Below are 21,762 nucleotides of genomic sequence, written 5' to 3'. Positions count from 1 at the left end.
ATGAGCCCAGCCGCGTCGCACCCGAACCTGGACGTCGTCAACCGCGTCTACGAGGCCATGGCCGCCGGAGACCGCCAGACCCTGTACGACCTGCACCATCCCGATGTCGTCCTGCACGTCTCCGGCGACGGTCGCCATGCCGGGGACTACGTGGGACGCGACCGGGTCCTCGGCATCAGCGGTGTCGCCGACGGCGGACCGGACACCACCAACGACACGGTGAAGGTCCACGACATCCTGTGGACCCCCGAACACGTCGTGGTGCTGGTCCATGCAACGGTCGAACGCGACGGCGACACCCTCGCGCAGAACATCGTGCAGGTCATCCACACCGACGACACCCAGGTCACCGAGATCTGGGAGTACCTCTGGGACCAGCAGGCCGACAAGGTGTTCTGGTCCCGCCACTGACCGCTTGTCGGGTTCTGGGCCGCCCGTCGTAGTCGCCCGACACGCGACGGGGTTGGCCGCCCGACCCAACCACCCGCTTGTCGGGTTCTGGGCCGCCCGTCGTGGTCGCCCGACACGCGCCCCTGGAGGTGCCGGACCCGGGGTGTGATCAGTCGAGGTCGAGCGCCCAGCGTGCCCAGTCCTCGGTGACGGTCATGCCCACGTGCTCGTAGAGGGTCCGCGCCCCCGTCCGTGAGTCCGTCGACAGCCCAGCGGTCAGACGGCCACGTGCGGCGAAGCGCTGGAACGCCGACTCCAGCAGGCCGCGGCCCAGACCACGACCCCGGTGTTCCCGCGGCACGGCCAGCTCGGCCACCCATCCCTCGTCCTCGTCCTCCAGGCACAGGGCGGCGCCGACGACCCGGTCGTCCTCGACGGCGACGAGCAGCAGGTCCGCGTCGGCATCGTCGCGATCGAGGTTCTCCGCTCGCCAGTCCTCGAAGGTCTGACTGCTGTCCCGGTCCGGCCACTCACCGAAGGCCGCCTGGACGACGTCGTACGCCGCGCGCTCCTCGTCGGGCCGCTTGATCGACCTGACCACCACCCCGTCGGGCAGGTGTGGGGGCGGCAGGTCCGGGCCCAGCGGGATCGAGAACACCCACGTGTCCCAACGGGCGGTCCAGCCCGCATCGGCGAGCAACGACATGGCCTCGGTGGCCGTTCGCGGCAACGTCTGGCCGATCCGCGGGAGGCCGTGATGGCGGGCGTTCGCCTCGGTCCAGCGACGCAACGCCGTGCCGATGCCGTGCCCTTCGGCCGACGGGTCGACCGCGACCCAGGCACGTCCGTCGGACTGGTCGGCATACCCGACGATCCGTGGCCCCTCCTGCACGACGACGGCGTCGAGGTCGAGGTCCATGGAGGGGCGTTGCCACTCGCTGGTGAAGTCGGCGGCGTTGGTGTGGGCCGCAACGCCGGACCGGACCTGCTCGGCCCGGCAGAGGGCGACCACCTCGTCGATGTCGTCGAGGGTGGGTGGGCGGGCGGTCAGGCCGTCGGGCAAGCCGGGAACGTTGATCATGGTCGTTGGCGCACCATCAGTCGGGCGGGTCCGTGTTCGTCGAAGAACGTCCCGCGAGTCGTGAAACCGGCTTTTTCCAGCGCCCGCCAGGACGCGACGTTGGCGGTCAGGGGCGAGGCGCACACTTCGGTCCACTCGGGGTGTCGGCCGAACACGATGTCGGTGACGAACGTGTTGATCATCAACGTGCCCAGGCCACGGTGGCGCCCGGTGGACGGGCCGATCAGGTAGTCGATGCCGGCGGCGGTGCGTCGGACCCCGAGCCGGAACCAGTGCCTGGTTTCGTCCTCGTCGTCGAAGTCTGCGGCGGCGTAGGTCTGGATCCAGCCGATGTCGACCCCGTCGTGGACCGCGACCCAGTGTTCGACCGGATCGGTGTTGGTGGACCCGCACTCGCGCACCACCCCGAGCCACGACACGTCGGTGTCCTCCCACCACCGGACGACCGCGGGGTCGTTCAGCCAGCGGTGCAGCATCGGCAGGTCGTCGTCGGTGAGGGGCCGGAACTCCACGCCCGCATTCTTCCCCAAGAGGACCACGAGAGGTAGGCCAAGTCGGCTTTGCGCTGCGTGGGGTGGTCATTGCCGAGTCTTGGGGGAGGCGGAGGCACGGGTTGACGTGGAAGTCCACAAGGTGGATGTCGTATCCGGCCGAGACCTCGACCGGCCGCTTCGCACCCCACCCCGTTGGAGGCCCCCGTGTCCACCCTTCTCGACCCCGACCAGCAGCCCAGCCGCCCCGAGGCCCGCGACGCCGACGGCGGCTACCCGTTCTCCAGCCACCCCGGTGACCGGTGGGAGGCCCAGCCCGTCGAGCAGCCTGTCGCGCAGCCGACGTCCCCGTCCGCCCCGGCGTACGGTCCGCCGGCCGGCTACCCGACCGCCCCGACGTACGGGCCGGCGACCGGCTACGCCCCCGCCACCGCGTACGACCGCGGCACCGGGTACGCCCGCGGCACCGGGTACGACCACGCCACCGGCTACGACCACTCGACCGGATACGGCCCCTCCAACCCCAGCGGTGCGGTGCCGCCCAACGGACCGTCCGCCACCGCGACGGCCGCCGACCCCCGGCGACGACCGTGGGTGACCCCGCTGGTCTCGGCCACCCTCGCGGCCGTCGTCGCGGCTGGGGTGTCGTTCCCGATCGCCCGATCCACCGTCGAGGACACCTCCACGGCGGAGGAGGTGCCGGCGTCGTTCATCGTCGACGGCACCGGCGCCGGCGACACCGACATCGCCGAGGCCATGTCGATCAGCGACGTCGCGGCGGCCGTGGCCCCCTCCGTCGGCCTGGTCAGCGTGACCACGCGTGCCGGGCAGGGCTCCGGCTCGGCGGTCGTCTACGGCGCCGACGGCCTGCTGGTCACCAACAACCACGTGGTCGCCGACGCCGTTTCGGTCCAGGTGACCCTCCCCAGCGGTGAGACCTACGACGCCCAGGTCGTCGGCACCGACCCCACCACCGACGTGGCGGTCCTGCGCATCGACGCCGTCGACCTGCCGACCGTCCCGTTCGCCACGGCGGAGGCGACGGTCGGCGAGACCGCCGTCGCGATCGGCAGCCCGTTCGGCCTGGACGGCACCGTCACGACCGGCATCGTCTCGGCGACCAACCGGACCCTCGGCGGACAGACCGGCGTGCTGGGCGACCTGATCCAGACCGACGCGTCCATCAACCCGGGCAACTCCGGCGGCGCCCTGGTCAACGGGCAGGGCGAGCTGATCGGACTGAACACCGCGATCCTGTCCAGCTCGGGTACCTCCTCCGGGGTCGGGTTCGCCGTCCCGGTGGCCACGGTGCAGAACGTGGCCGACCAGATCCTCGCCACCGGCAGCGCCGTCCACGCGGCGCTGGGGGTGTCGGGCCAGACCGTCGATGCCCGCACCGCGGAGCTCTACGACCTCGACGTCGACGCCGGCGCGGTCCTTGCGACCGTCGAGCCGGGATCCGCAGCGGCGGCGGCCGGCCTGCAGCCCGGGGACATCGTCACCGCGGTCGACGGCGAGTCCGTCGACACGATCGCCGACCTGTCGGTGGCCATCCGCGCCCACCAGCCCGGCGACGTCATCCAGCTCGACGTCGTCCGGGACAACGTCAGCACCACGGTGGAGGCGACCCTCGGCGAGGCCACCAGCTGAGCCCCGGCCCGCGCGGCGGGCACCCCAGCCGTGCGGCCCGTCACCCCGTCCGCCTGACGCCCCGGTCCCCGACCGGGGCGTTGCCCATCTCCGGGACGTGGCTGGTCAGCCGACGTCGACGTGCAGCCGGCCGGTCGTGTCCTCGGTCAGCTCGACGCCTTCGGCCCTGAGCAGGGGCGCCTGCGTGGGCGCGTGCGTGCGGTACAGCCGCCCCCCGGCGGGCACGACCCGCCACCAGGGGAGGTCGGGGACCCGCCGCAGCACGTTGGCCACCGCCTGACCCGCGCCGGGATGGCCGGCGTCGTCGGCGACCTCGGCGTAGGTGGCGACCTCACCCTTCCGCAACGTGGTGACGACGCCGACGACCGCCTGCTGGAACGGGGTCAGGTCCGTCGGGTCGGGGTGCGGGTGGAAGCCGGGCGGCGCGGGCGTCACGCGATGTCGGCGGTGCGGTCGAGGTGCTGGAGCAGGTCGTGGGCGGCCAGCTCGACGTCCTTGTGACGCCACTGGGTGGCCCGGTAGCGGCAGGCGAGCAGCGCCGACCGGTGGATGCGACGGAAGTCACCGACGACGAAGCCGTAGCGACCCTTGGTGTTGTCGGTCGCCCCCACGGTCAACCCCAGGTGCCACGCGGCGTACGCCTGCCACGAGTGCCGCTCGAGGTAGGCGTTCTCGGCGTCGGCGTCGGGCTGGACCTCCCCCCACTCGCTGTCCAGCACGTACTGCCGGGCGTCGATCATGTCGCGGACCTTCTCGACCGCGTCGGCGTTGACCTCATAGCTCGCCATGCGCACAGTCCTTCCCGGTCGCCCGTTGCGTCAATCCGGGGCAGGGTGGGGGGCGTGAGGACGCTGTACACGATCGGGTTCACCCGTAGCTCGGCCGAGCACTTCTTCGGCCGGCTGCGCGATGCCGGCGTCCGTCGGCTGCTGGACGTCCGGCTGCACAACCGTTCGCAGCTGGCCGGGTTCAGCAAGGCCGGCGACCTGGAGTGGTTCCTGGCCGAGCTGCTCGACGTGGCCTACGAGCACCGGCTGGACCTCGCGCCGACCGCCGAGCTGCTGAAGGACTACCAGCAGAAGCGCGTCGGGCCGGAGGAGTACGCCGCGGCCTTCCGCACGCTGTTGGTCCAACGAGACGTGGCCGGCGGCGACCGGACACCGTTCGAGGGGCCGACGGCGCTGCTGTGCAGCGAGGCCGACCCCGACCACTGCCACCGACGTGTGGTCGCCGAGCACCTCGCCGAGGCCTGGGGCGGGCTGGCGGTCACCCACCTCTGACACCCGGGCCTCAGGACCGCGACCGCGGGACCGCTGCCTCAGGACCGCTCTCGGCGGCGCCAGCCCTTGACGCGACGGAACCAGCCGTGGGTCGAGAGGACCCCGGTCATCGAACCGCTCGTCAGCATCCCCGCGGCGAGGCCGAGGACGTCGTCCAGGCAGTCCTCGCACGCCTGCTGCATCGCCGGGGTCTGCACGAGCTTCGCGACCCGCTTGCCACACCTCGGACACGTCGGCTTGACCAATCCCATGTCCAGCCCCTCCCCGTTGTCGTTCGGCCGTCCGGCTGGTCGCAGCGTATCGGGTCCTCGGTCCCGGACGCGGAGGGACCCTCGACCCTCTCGAAGGGGGGACCGAACGACGATGGTCGGTGGTGAGCGAAACCCCCGAGAAGAAGCCGAACACGAAAAGGTGATCGTCCATGCAGGTGCAGTACTTCATGACTCCCGACCCGAAGGTCGTGTCCCCCGACGAGACGGTGGACGCGGCATGGGACCGCATGGCATCCATCCAGGCCCACCACCTCCCGGTGGTCGAGGACGGTGTCCTCATCGGCATCATCAGCGATCGCGACCTGCGCGACGACCTCGACGGGCTGGTCCGTGACGTGATGACGCGCGAGCCGATCACCGTTCGTCCCGAGGACGGCCTGATCGAAGCCGGCAAGGTGTTGTTGTCCAACCAGATCAACGCGGTACCGGTCGTCGACGGCAACGGCATCCTCGTCGGGGTCCTCACCACGACCAACTGCCTGATCGCCATGATCCAGCTGAACCACGAGCTGGAGCTGGCCCGCAGCTGACAGCGGGGCCGCCCGCAGGTGGCGAACGTCGTGCGCTGATCGGGTCGGCCGATCAGCCGACCGGCGTGGCTGCCCGGTCCGACACGTCGACGACCACCGTTGTGGTGTCCTCGAGGCCGAGCAGGTGATCCAGCGACGGACGGCCCGGCCCCATGACGACCGACACGAACAAGCCGACGAGGAGGGCCAAGTCGAGCTCGGCGCCTGGCAGCGGGGCGCCCATACCGGCGATCAGGCCGAGATCGACCTTGACCAGCACGGTCGCACCGGCCAGCACGACGGCGAGCACGGCCGCGGACGCCCGGGTGAGGAACCCGACCACCAGGGCGATGCCACCAACGAGCTCCAGCCACGTCACCACATGGCCCATGACACCCGGCAGCGGAACCCCGAGGTCAGCGAGCATGCCGTTGCCGAAGTTCGCCGCTCCCATCTGCGTCAGCTTCTGCCACCCGTGGGTGGCCATGATGATGCCGATCACCACCCGGACGACGACGGGAACCGCTGCGCTCGCCCGGCCGAACGAACGGTGGATGGCATGGATGGTCGACACGATGAGACTCCTGAGGACGTAGGGACAGCCCGGAGCGTCGGAGACGTCGGGCCGTGGACTGCGCGAGGGGAAACCCCGACCCAGACCCATCGCTTCCACTTCTCGGAGGCCGTCACGCGGCCGCCACCACGAACATGGAAGAGGCCGGCCGCAGATCGTGTTGACCTCCTCAAGCGCACGCGTCCGCGTGTCGCCCTCCCGACCCCTTCCGGACACCCGTGCCCCACTCCCCGACCCCGCGCAGCACGAGCGCCGGTCTCGTCGCGGCCGCTCCGGCTGTCGACTCCAGCGACGGTAGGAGGGGGACGACCGAGGTCGACCGACGGTCTGCGGAGGAGGCGTTCCGCACGCATGTCCTTCCACAGATCCCGGTGCTCTTCGGCATCGCGCGCCGACTGACCACCAGCCCCCAGGACGCCGAGGACCTCGTGCAGGACACCCTCGTCAAGGCGTTCCGCGCCATCGGCACCTTCGACGGGCGATACGCACGGTCGTGGCTGCTGACCATCCTGCGCAACACCAACACCAACCGGCTGCGCAAGCGAATGCCCGACCTGCTGGAGGACGAGTGGACCACGCTTGGCCGCATGCCCGCCGCCGGCGCCGACGGCCGGGACGGGCCCGCCGAACTCGTCGCCGAGGGCCTGTCCGGTGAGGCGGTCGTGGCCGCCCTCGAAGCACTGCCAATGCACCACCGCGCCGTCGTCGCCCTCGTTGACATCGACGGTCTGAGCTATCGGGAAGCCGCAGACGTCCTGGGCGTTCCCGTCGGCACCGTCATGAGCCGACTGCACCGAGCACGCGCCAAGCTCCGCCGACACGTGCGCAGCCCGTCGAGCCTCCTGGAGGAACGAGAATGACCCCGCCGCTCCCCGGTCCGCTGACCCGATGGACGGGCCGACGCGCCGAACGTCGTCACGCCGACGCCGTCGCCACCCTCCACGATGGGTCGATGCCCAGCTGCGAGGAGGTCGCAGCCGTCATCCACGCCTACCTCGACGGCGAGCTGCCCAAGGACGCCATCCCGCTGGTCGAGCATCACCTCGCTCACTGCGAGCGCTGCGGAATCGAAACGGCCGTACACGAGCAAGTCGCCCGGTCCCTGGCAGCGCTGCGAATGGAACCCGACCCAGCGACCATTTCTCGGCTCGAGAGCTTCGCCGAACTGCTCGCCAGCCGAGCAGCTCGGCACCCGGGGTCACGTCAGGCGTTGGTAGCGCCTGACGGCGAGCGGGGCGAAGACGGCGATCAGTCCGACGATCCACAGCACGCTGTAGAGCACGGGGTGCTGGAGCGGCCACGCCGTGGGTTCTGGTGTCCCCGGCGGGATGTTGCCGAACAGCACCCTCGCCGCCTGGGTGACTGCCGAGACCGGATTGTGGTCGGCGAAGACCCGCAGCGGCGCGGGGAAGCCGTCGGTCGGCGTGAAGGTGTTGGCGAGGAAGCTCAGCGGGAAGATGACCATGAACGAGGCGTTGTTGACGACCTCGGGGGCACTGGCCGTCAGCCCGACGAACGCCATGATCCACGAGATCGCATAGGCGAAGCCGAGCAGGAGCAGGAAGCCGCCGAACGCTCGCCCCACGTCGGTGTGGATACGCCAGCCGACGAGCAGGCCGGCGGTCCCCATCACGAGGAGTGACAGGACGTTGTAGAGGACGTCGCTGGCGGTCCGGGCGAGGACCACCGCCGAACGGGACATCGGCAGCGAGCGGAAGCGGGCGATGATGCCGCTCTTCATGTCCTCGGCCAACCCGATGCCGGTGAACACCGCGTTGAAGGACAGGATCATCGCGAACGTGCCGGCGATGAGGTACTCGCGGTAGGACCCGCCGGGTACCTCGATGGAGCTGCCGAACACGTAGGCGAAGAGCATCACGAAGACGACCGGGCTGACGAGGACGCTGAAGAGGATCTCGGGCACCCGGCGGACCTTGCGCAGGTTGCGTCCGGTCAGGGCCAGGGTGTCGGTCAGGGTGCCGACCATGTTGGCGAGCAGCGGGCTCGGGACAGCCCCTGTGGGAGCAGCGGGAGCGGCCATCACGACACCTGCCCGGTGAGGGTGAGGAACACGTCGTCAAGCGTGGGCCGGCGCAGCCCGACCTCGGTGACGGTGACCCCTCCGGCGGCGAGGGCGACAACGGCGTGGCCGAGCGTTTCCGCTCCGCCGAGCACGGGGGCAGTCACCAACCGACCATCGACGACAATGACGCCGTCGGCCAGGCCGATCAAGGCGCGTTCGGCGGCAGCGGCATCCAGCGGGTCCTGCAGCCGGGCCTCGATCCGGTCGCCGCCCACGAGCGCCTTGAGCTCGTCGGCGGTGCCCTGGGCGATGCGCCGACCGTGGTCGATGACAACGATGTCGTCGGCGAGCTGTTCGGCCTCCTCCATGTACTGGGTGGTCAGCAGGACCGTCGTCCCGCGGGTGACGAGGTCGTCGATGGCCGCCCACAGCTCGTTGCGGCTGCGCGGGTCCAAGCCGGTGGTGGGCTCGTCGAGGAACAGCACGGGCGGCTCGGCGACGAGCGCGCCTGCGAGGTCGAGGCGGCGGCGCATGCCCCCGGAGTACGTGCCGACCAAGCGAGTGCTGGGCTCGACCAGCGAGAACTGCTCGAGCAGCTCGTTGGCGCGCTGGCGGGCACGTCGAGCACCCAGTCGGTAGAGCTTGCCGACCAGGACGAGGTTCTCGACCCCGGTGAGGTTCTCGTCGACAGCGGCGTACTGCCCCGACAGGCCGATCAGCCGCCGGACCCGTTCGGGTTGGGTTGCGACGTCGTGGCCGGCCACGCTGGCGGTGCCACCGTCCGGTCGCAGCAGGGTGGTGAGGATGGACACGGCCGTGGTCTTCCCGGCGCCGTTGGGCCCGAGGAGGCCGAGCACCGAACCGGTGGGCACGTCGAGGTCGAGGCCGTCGAGGGCACGCACGCCGGCGAACTCCTTGACCAGCCCTTCGGCGTGGATGGCGATGTCCGTGATGGTGGAATGGTGGATGGATTTACGTTGTAAGGTTTCCATACGGCGTAAGATTGACTTACAGAGTAAGGCGTGTCAAGGCTGGATGTCCTGGCAGCGACCGACAGCGTCGGACACACCGATCTCGTTGCTTGCGGGCGCGCTGGCTCGGGCGCCCAGCTGCCGGGTGTGCTGGTTACCGAGTGCGCTGGCTCAGGTGCGCTGGCTCAGGTGCGCTGGCTCGGGTGCGCTGGTTACCGGGCTACGTGTCGGGCTGCTCGCGGCGGCGGCGGTCGAGGCCGTCCAGGAGCAGGTCGACGCCGAACTCGAACTCGGTCTGGTCGTCGCAGAAGCCGATGGTCTGTCCGGCCTCGTCGGTGTGGAGGGCGCCAGAGAGCATCGTGACCATGTGGGGGATCTGGTCGCGCATGCCCTCGAGCATGGCCATCGACTCGTCGTCCGTCTGGCCGTCGTCGGGCTGGAACAGCTCGCCGGAGAAGCCGATGGCGCGGCTGCCCAGCGCGTGCATCGCGTGGTGGGCCAGGTCGTAGGAGAAGCCGCCCGCCCGCATGACGGCCAGGAGGCGCTCGAAGTACCGGATGATCGAAAAACCGATCGACTTGCGGGTCTCGAACACCGACGGCGCCCAGGGGTGGGCGAGCATGACGCGGCGCGCGGTCATGATCATGTCGCGCATTGCGGCCTGCCAGGCATCGGGGTCCGAGGGCGGATCCGCGTCGCCCACCTCGGCGATGATCTCCTCGACGAGGACCTCACAGATGCCGTCGAGCAGCGCTTCCTTGTTGTCGACGTGGTGGTACAGCGACATGGCCTCGACGTCGAGGTCGCTGGCCACGCGACGCATGGTCAGCGCCTTCAGCCCCTCCTCGTCGGCGATCCTGACCGCAGCCACGAGGACACGCTGCCGGGTGAGCGGCAGCCGAAAGGCCGGTTCCTGCAGCTGTCCGTCGGTCGTCGTCACGTGGTCACCATTCGCCGTGGCGTCGAGGGTACCTGCCGACCCCTGGCCGCCGGCAGTGTGCGCCTGCGGGGAAGGCCCACCCCGAACTCGGGGCAGCCCGACGGCCCCGCCGGAGGCGGGGTGCAGGTCAGATCGGCAATCGCCCGTCACCGGGATCGTCCCGATCAGGACCAGGCCGTTCGGGACCACCCCGGTCGTTGCCTGGGTCGTCCGTCGTGGCGTCCGAGCGCTTGGGGCCGGACGTCGCCGCGGTGGACTGGGAGTCCTGTTCCAGGCCGCGTCTGGGGTTGTCATGGGGAAATCTGGTTGTGCGTGTGACCGTGCGGCCGTCTGCGGTCCGTTGCACCGTGACGGTGCCGGTGGGCAGGTCGAAGGACAGCTGCCAGCCGTCGTGGTGCACGGCGTTGTGGTGATGCCGGCACAACGACACTCCGTTGTCCTGGTCGGTGGGGCCGTCGTGACGCCGCCAGATGACGTGATGCAGATCCGTCCAGCCGATCGGCCGGCCACACGGCGACCGATCCGCGATGGGAAACGCACACCCACCAAACAGCTGCGCCGCCGCGGTGTGCTGCGCGGTCGTCCACGCCCTGCTGGTCCGACCGATGTCCAACGGCATCCCGTTGGCGTCAACGATCGCCCGGGTCAACCGGGCATCACACGCCAACCGCCGAACCGTCTCTGGCGAGATCACCGTCCCGAACCCGCCGATACCGGCGACCTCCGCCTCACCCGTCAACGTGGCGAGCGGGATGGTGACGGTGACGTGGGGCTTGGTGCCACGCGAGGTGGGCAGCTCTCCCGCCTGCACGCCGGCGGTCACGAGGTCGAGGAAGGCGTCGTAGCGCCGCTGCGCAGCCGTTCGTCGGTCGTCCTCGGGGGTGTTGGGTGGGTCGAAGGTGTGGGCGGCCTCGATGCCGGACTGGAGCAGCTCGTAGTCGGCATCGGTCAGCACCACCCGCATCACCCGCTGCCCGGTGATCCCATCGGGTCGGAAGGTGACGGATCGGCGGGCCCGCTGGGCCGCGACCGCCCGCTCCAGCGCTGCCGCATCGGCAGCGCGCATCCGGTTGGCGTCGGTTCGGACCTGATCCGGTGACGCCCCCTGTACTGCGGATTGGAGCAGGGCGTCCTGTCGGGCCTTGCGGGCTGCGTCGTTGGCTGCGGCTTGCTGTTCGGCCCGCTCGGCCCGCTCGCGGGCGAGCTGTTCCTCCCGTGCAGCAGCCTCGCGGGCCAGCCGCATCCGTTCGGCCATCGACGCGGCGTCTGCCTGCGCCTGCTCATCGGCACGGCGGCGTTCCTCGCGGGCACGGTCCTCCTCAGCAGCCCGGGCCCGGGCGGCGGCGTCATGGTCGGCGGCCTGCTTCTCCGCTGCCGCCACCAGACCGGCGGCATGGTCCCGTGAGATCACCCCGGCCTGCAGCTGGTCGAGCGCCGTCTTCTCGTCGATCAGCCCGACCGCCAACCGGACCTCCCGCGCGGCTGTGCTGCCGGTCAGGCCCCACCGATCCGCGATCCACGCCGACAGCGATGCCGCCCCGTCCACCGTCGGCAGGGCCGCCTGATCCGCCGCAACGATCCCCCGCAACCTGGCCGCAGTCAACGCCGCATCGACCCCGGCCAGCCCGTCCACCACCAGCCGCACCGACTCCACATCGACCGGCCCGCCAGCAGCCCCAATCCCTTCCCCGGCCTCGCCCGCAGATGCCCGGGCCAACCACCCGTTCAGCCGGCCGAGCACCCCCAACGCCTCACCCACTAACACCGCCGGACCACCAGCAACCGCAGGACCCGCCGACCCTTCTCCACCCGCCGGCACCGCAGCCGCCACGCCGGACGCCGACCCCGATGCCGGGTCGCCACCATCGCCAGCCGCCCTACAGAATGTGCACCCCGACGCCTGGCCTCCACCCTCAGCCGCCGTCCCACCACCAGCCGATCCGCCATCGTCCTCCGACGGGGGCTCGGCGAGGTAGTCGGCAACGTCCTCCTCCGCCAGCCACACCTCCCCAATGCGACCACCCCACCAGCTGGCCCCTGACGGCTCGCCCGGCCCGTCCCCAGGCGCACCGCTGCCCCTCGGCCCCGCGGACCCGCCGTGGTCCGTGGACACCGACGGCGGCACAACGCGCGACGAGTCAGCCCGAGGATCGGCGAGGTAGACGGCGACGTCCTCCTCCGCCAGCCACACCTCCCCGATGCGACCACCCCACGAGCTGACCCCCGACGGCTCGCCCGGCCAGTCCCCAGCCCCACCGCTGCCCCTCTGTCCCGTGGCCCCGCTGTCGTCCGTAGACACCGACGGCGGCACGTCGCGCGACGAGTCAGCCCGAGGATCGGCGAGGTAGACGGCGACCTCGTCCTCCGACAACCACACCTCCGCCAGCCGGCCACCAAACCAGCTGTCCGGAACGGCGTCCACCCGCCGGTCCACCACCACCGTCATCCTCGCGCTCACCTCCTCCCGAAGACCCAATCCATCACCTACCGATCAACCTAGACCGGGGGTGTGACATCACCCCGCGGGCCCATGCACACACACACGACCCAGCCCCGTCGCCAACACGCGACCTCCGCCGGCCACCGCCGGTCCACCACCATCATCCCCACACCCACCTCCTCCCGAAGACCCAACCCTTCACCTACCGATCACTGTCGGTAGCGGCCCAATACTGACCCCCTGACGACGGGCGAATCTTGACCCCCTTCGTCGTGGTTCACCTGCTGTGGGCGGGTGGGATCTGACCCTGACTCGATCGTGTCGTCGAGTCAGGAGGAAGGGTTGTGATTGACGTGGAGCAGTGGGCTGAGGTCCGCCGGTTGCATTTCGCTGAGGGGATGGCGATCAAGGCGATCGTGCGGGCGACGGGGTTGTCGCGCAACACGGTGCGGGCGGCGATCCGTTCGGCGTCGCCACCGAAGTACGAGCGGGAGGCGGCGGGGTCGGCGGTGGATGCGTTCGAGCCGCAGATCCGCCAGTTGCTGAAGGCCACGCCGGACATGCCGGCCACGGTGATCGCCGAGCGGATCGGCTGGTCGCGGGGGATGACGGTGCTGCGCGACCGGGTGCGTGAGCTGCGTCCGGCCTACCTGCTGCCGGAGGGGTATGGCCGCACCGTCTATCGGGAGGGCGAGCTGGCCCAGTGGGACCTGTGGTTCCCCGAGGACCTGAAGGTGCCGGTCGGGTTCGGACAGACCGCGGTGCTGCCGGTGATCGTCGGGGTGCCCTGCTACTCGCGGTGGATCACCGCCCGGATGATCCCGTCCAAGGACAAACACGACGTGCTCGGCGGGCACCTGTGGTGCCTCCGCGACCTGGGCCGGGTGCCCCGCAAGGGGGTGTATGACGGCGAGCCCGCGATCAGCGTCCGGCGGGGCCGCAAGCTGGTCTACACCCAGGAGTACTTGGCGTTCCGAGGCACGTTGGGGATGGGCTCGATCGTGCTGGCCAAGGGCCACCCGGAGCGCAAGGGGGTGGTGGAGCGGGCCAACGGCTACCTGGAAACGAGCTTCATGCCCGGACGCAGCTTCGGCTCGATCGACGACTTCAACACCCAGCTGGGCCTGTGGCTTGAGGACCGGGCCAACGTCAGGGTCCACGCCGGGCTGCGCCAGCGGCCCTCCGAACGCATCGACGCCGACCTGGCCGCGATGCTGCCGCTGCCGCCGGTGCCGCCCGATGTCGATTGGACCCACACCGTCCGGTTGGGCGCCGACCACTGGGTGCGGGTGGACACCAACGACTACTCCGTCCACCCGGGCGCGATCGGCCGCAAGGTCACCATCCGCCGCACCGCCGATCAGGTCGTGGTGACCTGTGGCCGCGACGAGGTCGCCCGCCACGACCGGGTCCTCGCCAAGCATCAGACCATCACCGACCCGGCCCACGACGCCGCCCGCAAGGCCCGCGCCCAGCTGCTCGAGCTGCCCGTCGCCGGCCCCGACACCGGTGTGGAGCAGCGGGACCTCGCCGACTACGACCGGCTGCTCGGGGTGGCCTGATGGCAACCACGCCGGCGTCGGCCACCGACAGCCACCTGGCCTACCTGTGCCGGGCCATGAAGGCCCCGTCCCTCGCGGCGGCCGCCCCGCGGCTGGCCGACCGGGCCCGCGAGGAGGGCTGGACCCACGAGGCGTTCCTCGCCGCGTGCCTTGAGAAAGAAGTCGACGCCCGCGCCGCCCACGGCGGCCAGGCCCGCATCAAAGCCGCGAAGTTCCCGGCCCGCAAGACCCTCGAGGACTTCGACTTCGACCACCAGACCTCCGTCAAGCGCGAATTGATCGGCCATCTCGGCCAGCTCGACTTCGTCGACGCCCGCGCCAACGTGGTGTTCCTCGGCCCGCCCGGCACCGGCAAGACCCACCTCTCCATCGCGCTGGGCATCCGCGCCTGCCTGGCCGGTCACCGCGTCGCCTTCGCCACCGCCGCCCAATGGGTCGACCGGCTCGGCGCCGCCCACGCCGCCGGCCGGCTCCAGGACGAACTCCGCGCCCTCGGCCGCGTCCCCGTCGTGGTCATCGACGAGGTCGGCTACATCCCGTTTGAGGCCGAGGCCGCCAACCTGTTCTTCCAACTCATCGCCGCCAGATACGAACGCGCCAGCGTGATCATGAGCTCCAACAAGCCATTCAGCCGGTGGGGCGAGGTCTTCGGCGACCCCGTCGTGGCCGCAGCCATGATCGACCGGCTCGTCCACCACGCCGACGTCGTCCCGCTCAAGGGCGACAGCTACCGCCTCAAGGACCGCGACCTCGGCCGCGTCCCCGCCGCCGACCCAGCACCATGAACTCCAGAGGGGGTCAAGATTCAACCGCTGCAAGGGGGTCAGATTTCGCCCGCTGTTGACAATCACACTGGACCGGGGGTGTGACATCACCCCGCGGGCCCATGCACACACACGACCCAGCCCCGTCGCCAACACGCGACCTCCGCCGGCCACCGCCGCACTCATCCCCGCACTCACCTCCTCCCGAAGACCCAACCCATCACCTACCGATCAACCTAGACCTGGGGTGTGACATCACCCCGCGGGGCCCGGCACACACACGACCCAGCCCCGTCGCCCACACGCGACGTCCACCGGCCACCCGCCGGTCCACCACCGTCATCTCCGTACCCACCGCCTCCCGAAGACCCAGTCCTCCCCGAGAACCCAGTCCTTCTCCCACCGATCACACTGGACCTGGGGTGTGACATCACCCCGCGACACGGGTCTGGGATGATGGGCACATGGCCGCTGCCCCTCCCCCGTCGACGCTGGCCGACCTGGAGTCCTACGAGGTCAGCCCGACGACCGGCTTCGTCCCCGACACTGACCCGCTGATCGACCTTCCCGAGGCGTTCGCCCCCCTCGCCACCGTGGCCGACGACCTTCCCGGGCTCCTCCGCTGGAAACGGGTCCGACGGGCGGTCGAGGCCATGCCCGAGGTCGACGCCTCTGCAGCCGCCACCCGCCACGAGCAGGAACGCGTCCTCCTCGTCCTGACCACGCTGGCCAACGCCTGGGTGTGGAGCGACCCCGACAGCAACCTGCGCATACCCGCCCAGCTCGCCAGGCCGCTGTGGCAGCTCGCCCGCACCCTCGGACGGCAACCGATCGTCCACCACGCTTCGATGTGCCTGTGGAACTGGCGACGCATCGACCCCACCGAGCCCGTCTCGGCCGACAACAGCGAGCTGCTCCAGACGGTCATGGGCGGCACCGACGAGACGTGGTTCTTCACCGCCACCCTCGGCGTGGAGCTGGCAGGCGCCCCCGTCCTCGCCGCCCTCCACGACGCGGCGAACGCCTCGGCGAACGACGACATCGACGCCCTCGAGTTGCACCTGACCGTCGTCGCCGACGCCATGCCGTCCCTCAATGTGGCGCTGGCCCGCATGCGGGAGTGGTGCGACCCGCACATCTTCTACCACCGCCTCCGTCCCTTCCTGGCTGGCTGGCCCGCCCCCGGGGTGGTCTACGAAGGTGTCTCGCCCGCCCCAGTGATGCTGGCCGGAGGAAGCGCCGGGCAGAGCTCGCTGGTCCAGGCCCTCGACGCCGGGTTGGGGATCGTCCACGGCCCCACCGCCGGCCCGTTCCTCGACCACATGCGCGACTACATGCCGCCCGCGCACCGGCGCTACCTGGCCGACCTGGCCGCCACCTCCCGCATCCGCCACGTGGCCGACACCGACGGGTCCCGTCGCCTCACCGAGGCCTACAACGCCGCCGTCGACGAGCTCGAGCTGTTCCGTCGTCGGCACATGGCGCTGGCGATGGAGTACGTCGTGGCCCCCTCCGGCGACGCCGAACGCACGGGCACGGGTGGCACCGACTTCGCCGTGTTCCTCCGCGAGGCCCGCACCGACACAGCCGCGGGACGGTTGTCAGCCGGCTGAACCCGCCCGCTCGACCGCATCGGCCAGCGTTCCCTGGCTGACCCCGCCGACGACCCGTTGCACCACGGACCCATCAGCGGACAGGACCACGGTCGTGGGCAGCCCGGCCATCCCCACCGCGTCGCTGACCCCCGCATCGACCACCGTCGGGAACCCCAGCCCGTACCGGTCGGCGAACTCCTGCCCATCCGCCGGGTCGTCGTCGACCAGCACCCCGAGCACGACCGCCCGCCCCTCCAGCGCCCGAGCGGCACGACCCACCGCGGCCGCTTCCGCATGGCACGGCGGACACCAGGAGGCCCACAGGTTGACCACGACCGGCAGCTCCTGCCCCTCGACGAAGGCCGCCAGCTCCTCCCCACCCCAAGCCGGCACGCCCCCGGACTCGCCAGAGCCCGAGCCCGACCCGGAGCCCGACCCGCCAGAGCCTGACTCGCCAGAGCCTGACTCGCCAGAGCCCGAGCCCGACTCGCCAGAGCCCGACCCAGAAGCCGACCCGCCCACGATCGCACCGACGAGCGACGCCGACCCAGCCACCGAGCCAGACCCCGACCCCGACGGCAGCACCGATTCCGCCGGGACCGACAGCACCACCGACAGGACCACCACGGCCCCCAGCAGCCCCATCGCAACCCCCGCGATGCGGCGCACGGACGCCGCGACCCGCGGATGGGTCAGCAGGGCGCCCACGCCCACGACGAGGGTCAGGACGACGTCGAGGTCGGTGTCGACGGTCGGCAGGCTCGGCACCAGCGCCGAGGAGACCAGGTGGACCGTCGAGACCACCGCGAGCAGCCGCAGGCCCGGATGCCACCTCGACGCATCCGCACGCCACAACCACACGGCACCCGCGGACAACCCCACCGCACGGACGACGTTGGCGGCCAGGCCGCCCGGCAGGTGCACCGCCGCGAACCCGGCCAGCCCCGCCGCCACGCCCACCCCGACGTCGGCCCAGACCTCGACCGGCACACCTCGACGACGCCATCCCGCGACCGTCGCGCCCAGCAGGGCCCCCGGCACCGACAGGCCCGGGCCGAGGCCGAGCAGGGCGCGGGGATCGGGCAACGCGCCGAGCAACGCCACATCCAGCGCCAGCACCATCAGCCGGCCGCCCACCACCGCACCGAGGACGAGGGACAGGACCACATCCAACGTCACGTTCAGGCGCTCGCGTCGGGCCCCCACGCCGAACAGGGCGACCACACCGACGGCGATCGCCGCGGCGAGCCGCCAGACAAGCTGCCAGGGCACGACCATGCCCCCGACAACCTACGTGCGCAGAGTCCTGTTCCCACCCTGACCAGCACCGACCAGCGGCGGACGCTCGGGCGGGGGCTCGAACACCACGGCCCCACGCACGATGGGGGCGAGCGCCAGCTTGGGGTCCCGCCGGTCGAACCGGTCCTGGACGCCGAGGAACAGCAGGGCAAGGACGACGACGAGCATCAGCGGGATGACGGAGTGCTCGGTCACCGCAGCCATCACCAGCGTGGCCCGGTCGCGGAAGCCCCGTTCGGCCGGGGACGCCATCGACGTGGACCACCGCAGCCCGAGGTCACCGATCGCCTGGCCCTGCACGGCCGAGGGTGCCGACTGCGGCAGCTCGACGGTGACCCGGAGCCACGTATCGGTCTGGCCGGCGGACGGGTCTCCACCGTCGATCGGCGTGCCGTCCATGCCGTGTCGGGCCTGCAGGTCGGCGATGGACCCGCTGACGACGACGGCGTCCACCACGAAGGACCCACATCCAGCCGCATCGTCCTCGACCACGCCGTGCTCGACGGTCATCTGCGTGGCGGCGGCCAGGGCTTCGCTCCCCTGGTACCCCTTCATCGACAGCTGGATCGGCGCCGGGTCGTCCAGCGCGTCGGTCCGCAGACGGGTGCACGCGGCAACCGGCTGCCCCGGCAGCAGCGACACCTGGTCGAACAACGGCGTGTCGCGGTCGGCGTGGAGCTCGAGCACCCCGTTGGAGCTGAGGACCTGCCGTGCGCTGGGCGAGGTGCTGCTGAGCGGCGCCGACATCCGCACGACCAACCCGCCGGCCAGGACGAGCGCGGCGAGCGCGGTCAGGAGGCGCACGCCGAGCAGGCGCGGCCGCATCCGGCCCCGCTCCACGGCGGCATCAACCCGGTATCCAGCCATGGTCAGGCAACGTCCCCCGAGGCGGTCGGACCGGCCTCGTCGTTGGGTGGGCGGCTGGCGATCACGCAGGCCGCGACGGTGATCAGGCCCCAGAGGACGAACAGGCCCGTGTTCTGCTCCAACCACACCACGGGGGTACCGATGATCGGCACCAGCAGGTGCGCGACGCCGACGACGTCGTCGGCCGGCACGGGGGTGGAGTCGGCATCGGCGTTAGCATCGCCGCGGGTGCGATAGTCCCCCGCCGGCGTCATGCCGGTGACCCGGTGCGTGATCAAGCCGCCGGGACGGGTCGGGTCACGGAAGGCCACGACCGTGCCGGGGGCGATGTGGTCGACGTCCTCGGGGTGGGCCAGCATGACGACGTCACCTGCGCGGATGCCCGGCTGCATCGACCCGGAGGTGATGACGACCGGGTCGAGACCGAACCCGACCGCCGGCACGGCCACGCACACGATCAGCCATCCGAGGACGCAGAGGTAGAAGAGGGCCACGACGAACGTGCCGATCGTCGGTGCACGACGCTCCAACGATGCGCCGGTCAGGCCGTCGGCGGCCAGGACGTCGGTGGCCACGTCAGCTCGTGACTTCCCAGACGAAGGCGATGTCGGAGGTCCCGGCGCCCTGCTCCTCGTTGGGGGTCGTGGTGGCGTCGAGGGTCACGCTGAAGCGGTAGCTGATGGCCTCGCCGGTTGCCGAGGGGTCCCAGACCCCGGCGCCGGTGGCATAGTCGGTCCGGGCGGTGTCGAACGCGGCGAGGGTGATGCCGGAGACGATGGTCGATCCCGCGACGAAGGTGGAGCAGTCCCCGAACGTGGCGCCGGTCCCCTCCTCCACGGTCAGGACCAGGTGGTCCGACAGGCCGGTCGACGTCGGGTCGGGGCCCGGGACGTCGGTGAAGCCGCCGGAGTACAGACGCACGGCAGCCGGGTCGGGGATCGTGCCGTCGTAGGTGACCTCGATGCATTCGCGCACGGTGGAGCCCGGCGCGAAGGCGGTCTCGGTGAACAGCGACTGCGTGGTTGCATCGTCGTCGGACAACACGACGTCACCGGCGACGAAGCTGTTGCCGTCGTTGTCGGTGGTGGCCGTGAACGCGGCGCTCGACGTGCGGAGCACCAGGACGAAGACCACCGCGAGGGCGGCCAGCATCACGAGCACCACTGTTCGGGTGTTGTGTCGGCGTTGTTCCATGTCGGGCTCTCCTTCTCTTGACAATCGGGGGGAAATCGAAATCAGGGGGTGGGGTCAGGCGATGGACCGGACCGGGGACGCGGGCCGGGCGGTGCACACCCGGTTGCGTCCCTGGGCCTTGGCCCGGTACAGCGCGTCGTCCGCGCGCCGGATGAGGACATCGGGTGAGGAAGCGGATGCGCGGACGCTGGCGACCCCGACGGAGACCGTGATCGGCACGGGCCCAGCCGCGGCGGCCAGGGCACTGCGCATCCGCTCGCCTGCCAGGGTGCAGTCAGCGGTGTCGGCACCGGGGAAGATGACGGCGAACTCCTCGCCGCCGTACCGTGCCGCGACGTCCATCCGTCGGGACTCCTCCCGCAGGACCTCGCCGACGACACGCAGGACCTCGTCGCCGACCTGGTGGCCGTGCCCGTCGTTGAGCCGCTTGAAGTGGTCGATGTCGATCATCGCCAGGCCGACAGCCGTGCCGGTTCGGCTGGCACGGTCGAGCTCCATCGCAAGGGACTCGTCGAAGGCTCGACGGTTGAACAGACCCGTCAGCCCGTCGCGGCGGGCGATCTCGCGGATCCGTTCGGCCATCATGGCGTTGGACCACGCCAGCCCGACATGGGCGGCGAAGCGGAGGATCATGTCATGGCTGCGACGCTCCAGCCGGCTGCCGAACTTCGGGCCGTGTTCGACCACGAGGACGGCGGAGACCGCGTCGTCGGCCACCAACGGGATGATCACCAGGTTCGTGGCGGCCGGAAGCAACGAGGCCAACCAGACGTCGTCCCGCGGGGACAGGCTGGCGGCCAGCACGATCTCGCGAGACGTCACGACCCGGTCCAGCACGCCGGAGCCGATGTCGGAGGACAGGCCGGCGACCGGACCGACCGAACCGACTGATGCCAGGGGCTGGAGGGATCCGCCAGCCGCCTCGAACAGGACCACTCGTTCGGTCTCGAAGGTGGAGGAGATCGCCTCGACGGCAACCCGTGCGGTCTCCGCGGGACTGTCGAGCTGCTCGAAGCGGGACCCCATGGTTGCCAGGGCGTCCAGGTCGAACCGGTTGCGCCGCAGGTCGCGTTCGTTGACCCACGCCCCCGACGCGGCCACGAGGACCGCCGCAGCAGTCAGGCCGAGGAACCACCATGGTTCGTCGCCTGACGCCTGACCGGCCGGTCGCACGAGGACGCCGACCGCGTCGGCCTCTGCGAGTGACAGGACGACCAGCACGTGCCAGACGCAGATCTTGATGCCGCTGCGGAACGAGGCGCCGAGGGTGACGGCGAGGGCATGGACGACGAAGAGGTATCGCAGCGGGCTGGCCATCCACCCTGTCCAGTACGCCAGCAGGCCGATCGCGATCCCGTCGAGCAACAGGGTGGCGTTGAGCACGGTCAGGCCCCGGTGGTTGGGCTCCTCCCGCATCCGCCAGGCCAGCAGCCAGGTCAGCGCAGCGTAGGCGGCTGCGATGCCGACCACCTGCAAGGGGTCGACCTGCCACGTCGACCACTCGGTGAACGCATGCACGACGAGGACGACCGTGGCGAGTGTCCGGAAGCCCGCGAGATATCGCGCGCGGTCCAGCACGGGCACGAGTGATTCGTGTCGTTGCGACGTGTCGCCCTGCATGGTCATTCCCCCTCTCGAATTGGATGTTGTCCATAGGGATATCGGCATCAATGGCGACATCGTGAGCAGTTGTTGCGATGACAACAGCACGGCGTCAGCACGCTTCGGCCGACGGGTCGTATGACTTCACACTGAACCGAGTCACATACGTATGAATGCGCCACTCGTATACGTAGTTCCGAGTGGCCCATCTGGACAAAACCGCGAGAACAAGGGCTCCAGGACCCCCGAAAGAAGAAA

Annotated in this window: 23 protein-coding genes and 1 pseudogene; 9 read left to right on the top strand and 15 right to left on the bottom strand. The window is 70.8% G+C overall.

Annotated features, from left to right (window positions below):
• Nucleotides 1-411 carry a nuclear transport factor 2 family protein gene (locus tag DVS28_RS01955; protein WP_114589956.1) on the top strand — a complete coding sequence of 137 codons (411 nt, stop codon included), beginning with the start codon at nucleotides 1-3 and terminating at the stop codon, nucleotides 409-411.
• Between the two features lie 148 nt (nucleotides 412-559).
• Here DVS28_RS01955 and DVS28_RS01950 read toward each other — a convergent pair whose 3' ends face one another.
• A complete protein-coding gene (locus DVS28_RS01950) occupies nucleotides 560-1,471 on the bottom strand; it encodes a GNAT family N-acetyltransferase (protein ID WP_114589955.1) in 912 nt (303 codons plus the stop codon).
• The gene (locus tag DVS28_RS01945; RefSeq protein ID WP_114589954.1) at nucleotides 1,468-1,983 is read right to left on the bottom strand and encodes a GNAT family N-acetyltransferase; all 516 of its coding nucleotides are present in this window, start codon (nucleotides 1,981-1,983) and stop codon (nucleotides 1,468-1,470) included. Before DVS28_RS01945 ends, DVS28_RS01950 begins: the two co-directional genes overlap by 4 nt.
• A 186-nt stretch (nucleotides 1,984-2,169) precedes the next feature.
• On the opposite strand from DVS28_RS01945, the gene DVS28_RS01940 reads away from it, so the two are divergent.
• Nucleotides 2,170-3,612 carry a trypsin-like peptidase domain-containing protein gene (locus DVS28_RS01940; protein ID WP_164709820.1) on the top strand — a complete coding sequence of 481 codons (1,443 nt, stop codon included), beginning with the start codon at nucleotides 2,170-2,172 and terminating at the stop codon, nucleotides 3,610-3,612.
• Between the two features lie 105 nt (nucleotides 3,613-3,717).
• On the opposite strand, the gene DVS28_RS01935 is transcribed toward DVS28_RS01940, so the two are convergent.
• Together DVS28_RS01935 and DVS28_RS01930 are read right to left on the bottom strand one after the other, a co-directional pair.
• Nucleotides 3,718-4,047, bottom strand: a complete 330-nt coding sequence (locus DVS28_RS01935) for an MGMT family protein (RefSeq protein ID WP_164709819.1) — start codon at nucleotides 4,045-4,047, stop codon at nucleotides 3,718-3,720.
• Nucleotides 4,044-4,400 (bottom strand): hypothetical protein, encoded by a 357-nt coding sequence (locus DVS28_RS01930; RefSeq protein ID WP_114589951.1) that lies wholly within the window; start codon nucleotides 4,398-4,400, stop codon nucleotides 4,044-4,046. Before DVS28_RS01930 ends, DVS28_RS01935 begins: the two co-directional genes overlap by 4 nt.
• 54 nt (nucleotides 4,401-4,454) lie before the next feature.
• Between DVS28_RS01930 and DVS28_RS01925 the strand changes: the two genes are divergently transcribed.
• Nucleotides 4,455-4,892 (top strand): DUF488 domain-containing protein, encoded by a 438-nt coding sequence (locus DVS28_RS01925; RefSeq protein ID WP_114589950.1) that lies wholly within the window; start codon nucleotides 4,455-4,457, stop codon nucleotides 4,890-4,892.
• 38 nt (nucleotides 4,893-4,930) lie between these two features.
• Here the strand turns inward: DVS28_RS01925 and DVS28_RS01920 are convergent, their stop codons facing one another.
• On the bottom strand, nucleotides 4,931-5,143 hold the full coding sequence (locus DVS28_RS01920; protein ID WP_114589949.1) for a hypothetical protein: 213 nt from the start codon (nucleotides 5,141-5,143) through the stop codon (nucleotides 4,931-4,933).
• Between the two features lie 170 nt (nucleotides 5,144-5,313).
• On the opposite strand from DVS28_RS01920, the gene DVS28_RS01915 reads away from it, so the two are divergent.
• On the top strand, nucleotides 5,314-5,694 hold the full coding sequence (locus tag DVS28_RS01915; protein WP_114589948.1) for a CBS domain-containing protein: 381 nt from the start codon (nucleotides 5,314-5,316) through the stop codon (nucleotides 5,692-5,694).
• A gap of 52 nt (nucleotides 5,695-5,746) precedes the next feature.
• Here the strand turns inward: DVS28_RS01915 and DVS28_RS01910 are convergent, their stop codons facing one another.
• Nucleotides 5,747-6,247: a DoxX family protein gene (locus DVS28_RS01910; RefSeq protein WP_164709818.1), complete on the bottom strand. Its 501-nt coding sequence runs from the start codon at nucleotides 6,245-6,247 to the stop codon at nucleotides 5,747-5,749.
• 218 nt (nucleotides 6,248-6,465) lie between these two features.
• On the opposite strand from DVS28_RS01910, the gene DVS28_RS01905 reads away from it, so the two are divergent.
• Both DVS28_RS01905 and DVS28_RS30220 read left to right on the top strand, forming a co-directional pair.
• Entirely contained in the window at nucleotides 6,466-7,107 is a 642-nt protein-coding gene (locus DVS28_RS01905; RefSeq protein ID WP_114589946.1) for an RNA polymerase sigma factor, read from the top strand.
• A pseudogene (locus DVS28_RS30220) lies at nucleotides 7,104-7,298 on the top strand (zf-HC2 domain-containing protein); the annotation flags it as partial. The gene DVS28_RS01905 and the pseudogene DVS28_RS30220, both read left to right, overlap by 4 nt.
• Before the next feature lie 147 nt (nucleotides 7,299-7,445).
• Here the strand turns inward: DVS28_RS30220 and DVS28_RS01895 are convergent.
• The 4 genes from DVS28_RS01895 to DVS28_RS29100 all read right to left on the bottom strand — a co-directional run bounded on the left by DVS28_RS01895 (nucleotide 7,446) and on the right by DVS28_RS29100 (nucleotide 12,627).
• Complete coding sequence (locus DVS28_RS01895; protein ID WP_114593936.1) at nucleotides 7,446-8,234, bottom strand: ABC transporter permease; 789 nt, start codon at nucleotides 8,232-8,234, stop codon at nucleotides 7,446-7,448.
• A 53-nt stretch (nucleotides 8,235-8,287) separates the two neighbouring features.
• Entirely contained in the window at nucleotides 8,288-9,262 is a 975-nt protein-coding gene (locus DVS28_RS01890; protein ID WP_114589945.1) for an ATP-binding cassette domain-containing protein, read from the bottom strand.
• A gap of 199 nt (nucleotides 9,263-9,461) precedes the next feature.
• Nucleotides 9,462-10,181: a TetR/AcrR family transcriptional regulator C-terminal domain-containing protein gene (locus DVS28_RS01885; RefSeq protein WP_216826332.1), complete on the bottom strand. Its 720-nt coding sequence runs from the start codon at nucleotides 10,179-10,181 to the stop codon at nucleotides 9,462-9,464.
• Nucleotides 10,182-10,308: 127 nt separating this feature from the next.
• Nucleotides 10,309-12,627: an HNH endonuclease gene (locus tag DVS28_RS29100; protein ID WP_114589943.1), complete on the bottom strand. Its 2,319-nt coding sequence runs from the start codon at nucleotides 12,625-12,627 to the stop codon at nucleotides 10,309-10,311.
• Nucleotides 12,628-12,965: 338 nt separating this feature from the next.
• Here DVS28_RS29100 and istA point away from each other — a divergent pair, with 338 nt between their 5' ends.
• The 3 genes from istA (at nucleotide 12,966) to DVS28_RS01865 (ending at nucleotide 16,560) form a co-directional block, all read left to right on the top strand.
• Complete coding sequence (gene istA, locus DVS28_RS01875; RefSeq protein ID WP_114589837.1) at nucleotides 12,966-14,183, top strand: IS21 family transposase; 1,218 nt, start codon at nucleotides 12,966-12,968, stop codon at nucleotides 14,181-14,183.
• On the top strand, nucleotides 14,183-14,968 hold the full coding sequence (istB, locus tag DVS28_RS01870) for an IS21-like element helper ATPase IstB (RefSeq protein WP_114589836.1): 786 nt from the start codon (nucleotides 14,183-14,185) through the stop codon (nucleotides 14,966-14,968). Before istA ends, istB begins: the two co-directional genes overlap by 1 nt.
• 443 nt (nucleotides 14,969-15,411) lie before the next feature.
• Nucleotides 15,412-16,560, top strand: coding sequence for a PrnB family protein (locus DVS28_RS01865; protein ID WP_114589942.1), 1,149 nt, complete (start codon nucleotides 15,412-15,414; stop codon nucleotides 16,558-16,560).
• Here the strand turns inward: DVS28_RS01865 and DVS28_RS01860 are convergent.
• From DVS28_RS01860 to DVS28_RS01840, 5 genes are read right to left on the bottom strand one after another with little or no spacing between them, the layout of a single operon-like run.
• Nucleotides 16,549-17,820, bottom strand: coding sequence for a TlpA disulfide reductase family protein (locus DVS28_RS01860; protein WP_114589941.1), 1,272 nt, complete (start codon nucleotides 17,818-17,820; stop codon nucleotides 16,549-16,551). The two genes, DVS28_RS01865 and DVS28_RS01860, sit on opposite strands and share 12 nt — an antisense overlap.
• A 12-nt stretch (nucleotides 17,821-17,832) precedes the next feature.
• Nucleotides 17,833-18,708, bottom strand: a complete 876-nt coding sequence (locus DVS28_RS01855) for a hypothetical protein (protein ID WP_114589940.1) — start codon at nucleotides 18,706-18,708, stop codon at nucleotides 17,833-17,835.
• Nucleotides 18,709-18,710: 2 nt separating this feature from the next.
• Nucleotides 18,711-19,283 carry a signal peptidase I gene (locus DVS28_RS01850; RefSeq protein WP_114589939.1) on the bottom strand — a complete coding sequence of 191 codons (573 nt, stop codon included), beginning with the start codon at nucleotides 19,281-19,283 and terminating at the stop codon, nucleotides 18,711-18,713.
• 1 nt (nucleotide 19,284) lies between these two features.
• Nucleotides 19,285-19,902, bottom strand: a complete 618-nt coding sequence (locus DVS28_RS01845; RefSeq protein ID WP_114589938.1) for a hypothetical protein — start codon at nucleotides 19,900-19,902, stop codon at nucleotides 19,285-19,287.
• A 54-nt stretch (nucleotides 19,903-19,956) separates the two neighbouring features.
• Nucleotides 19,957-21,522 carry a GGDEF domain-containing protein gene (locus DVS28_RS01840; protein ID WP_164709816.1) on the bottom strand — a complete coding sequence of 522 codons (1,566 nt, stop codon included), beginning with the start codon at nucleotides 21,520-21,522 and terminating at the stop codon, nucleotides 19,957-19,959.
• Nucleotides 21,523-21,762 lie beyond the last annotated feature (240 nt).

The sequence above is a fragment of the Euzebya pacifica genome (genome assembly GCF_003344865.1).
Classification (GTDB): Bacteria; Actinomycetota; Nitriliruptoria; order Euzebyales; family Euzebyaceae; genus Euzebya; species Euzebya pacifica.
The sequence above is the reverse complement of the archived record's forward strand: the minus strand, read 5'-3'. Positions and strand labels throughout refer to the sequence as shown.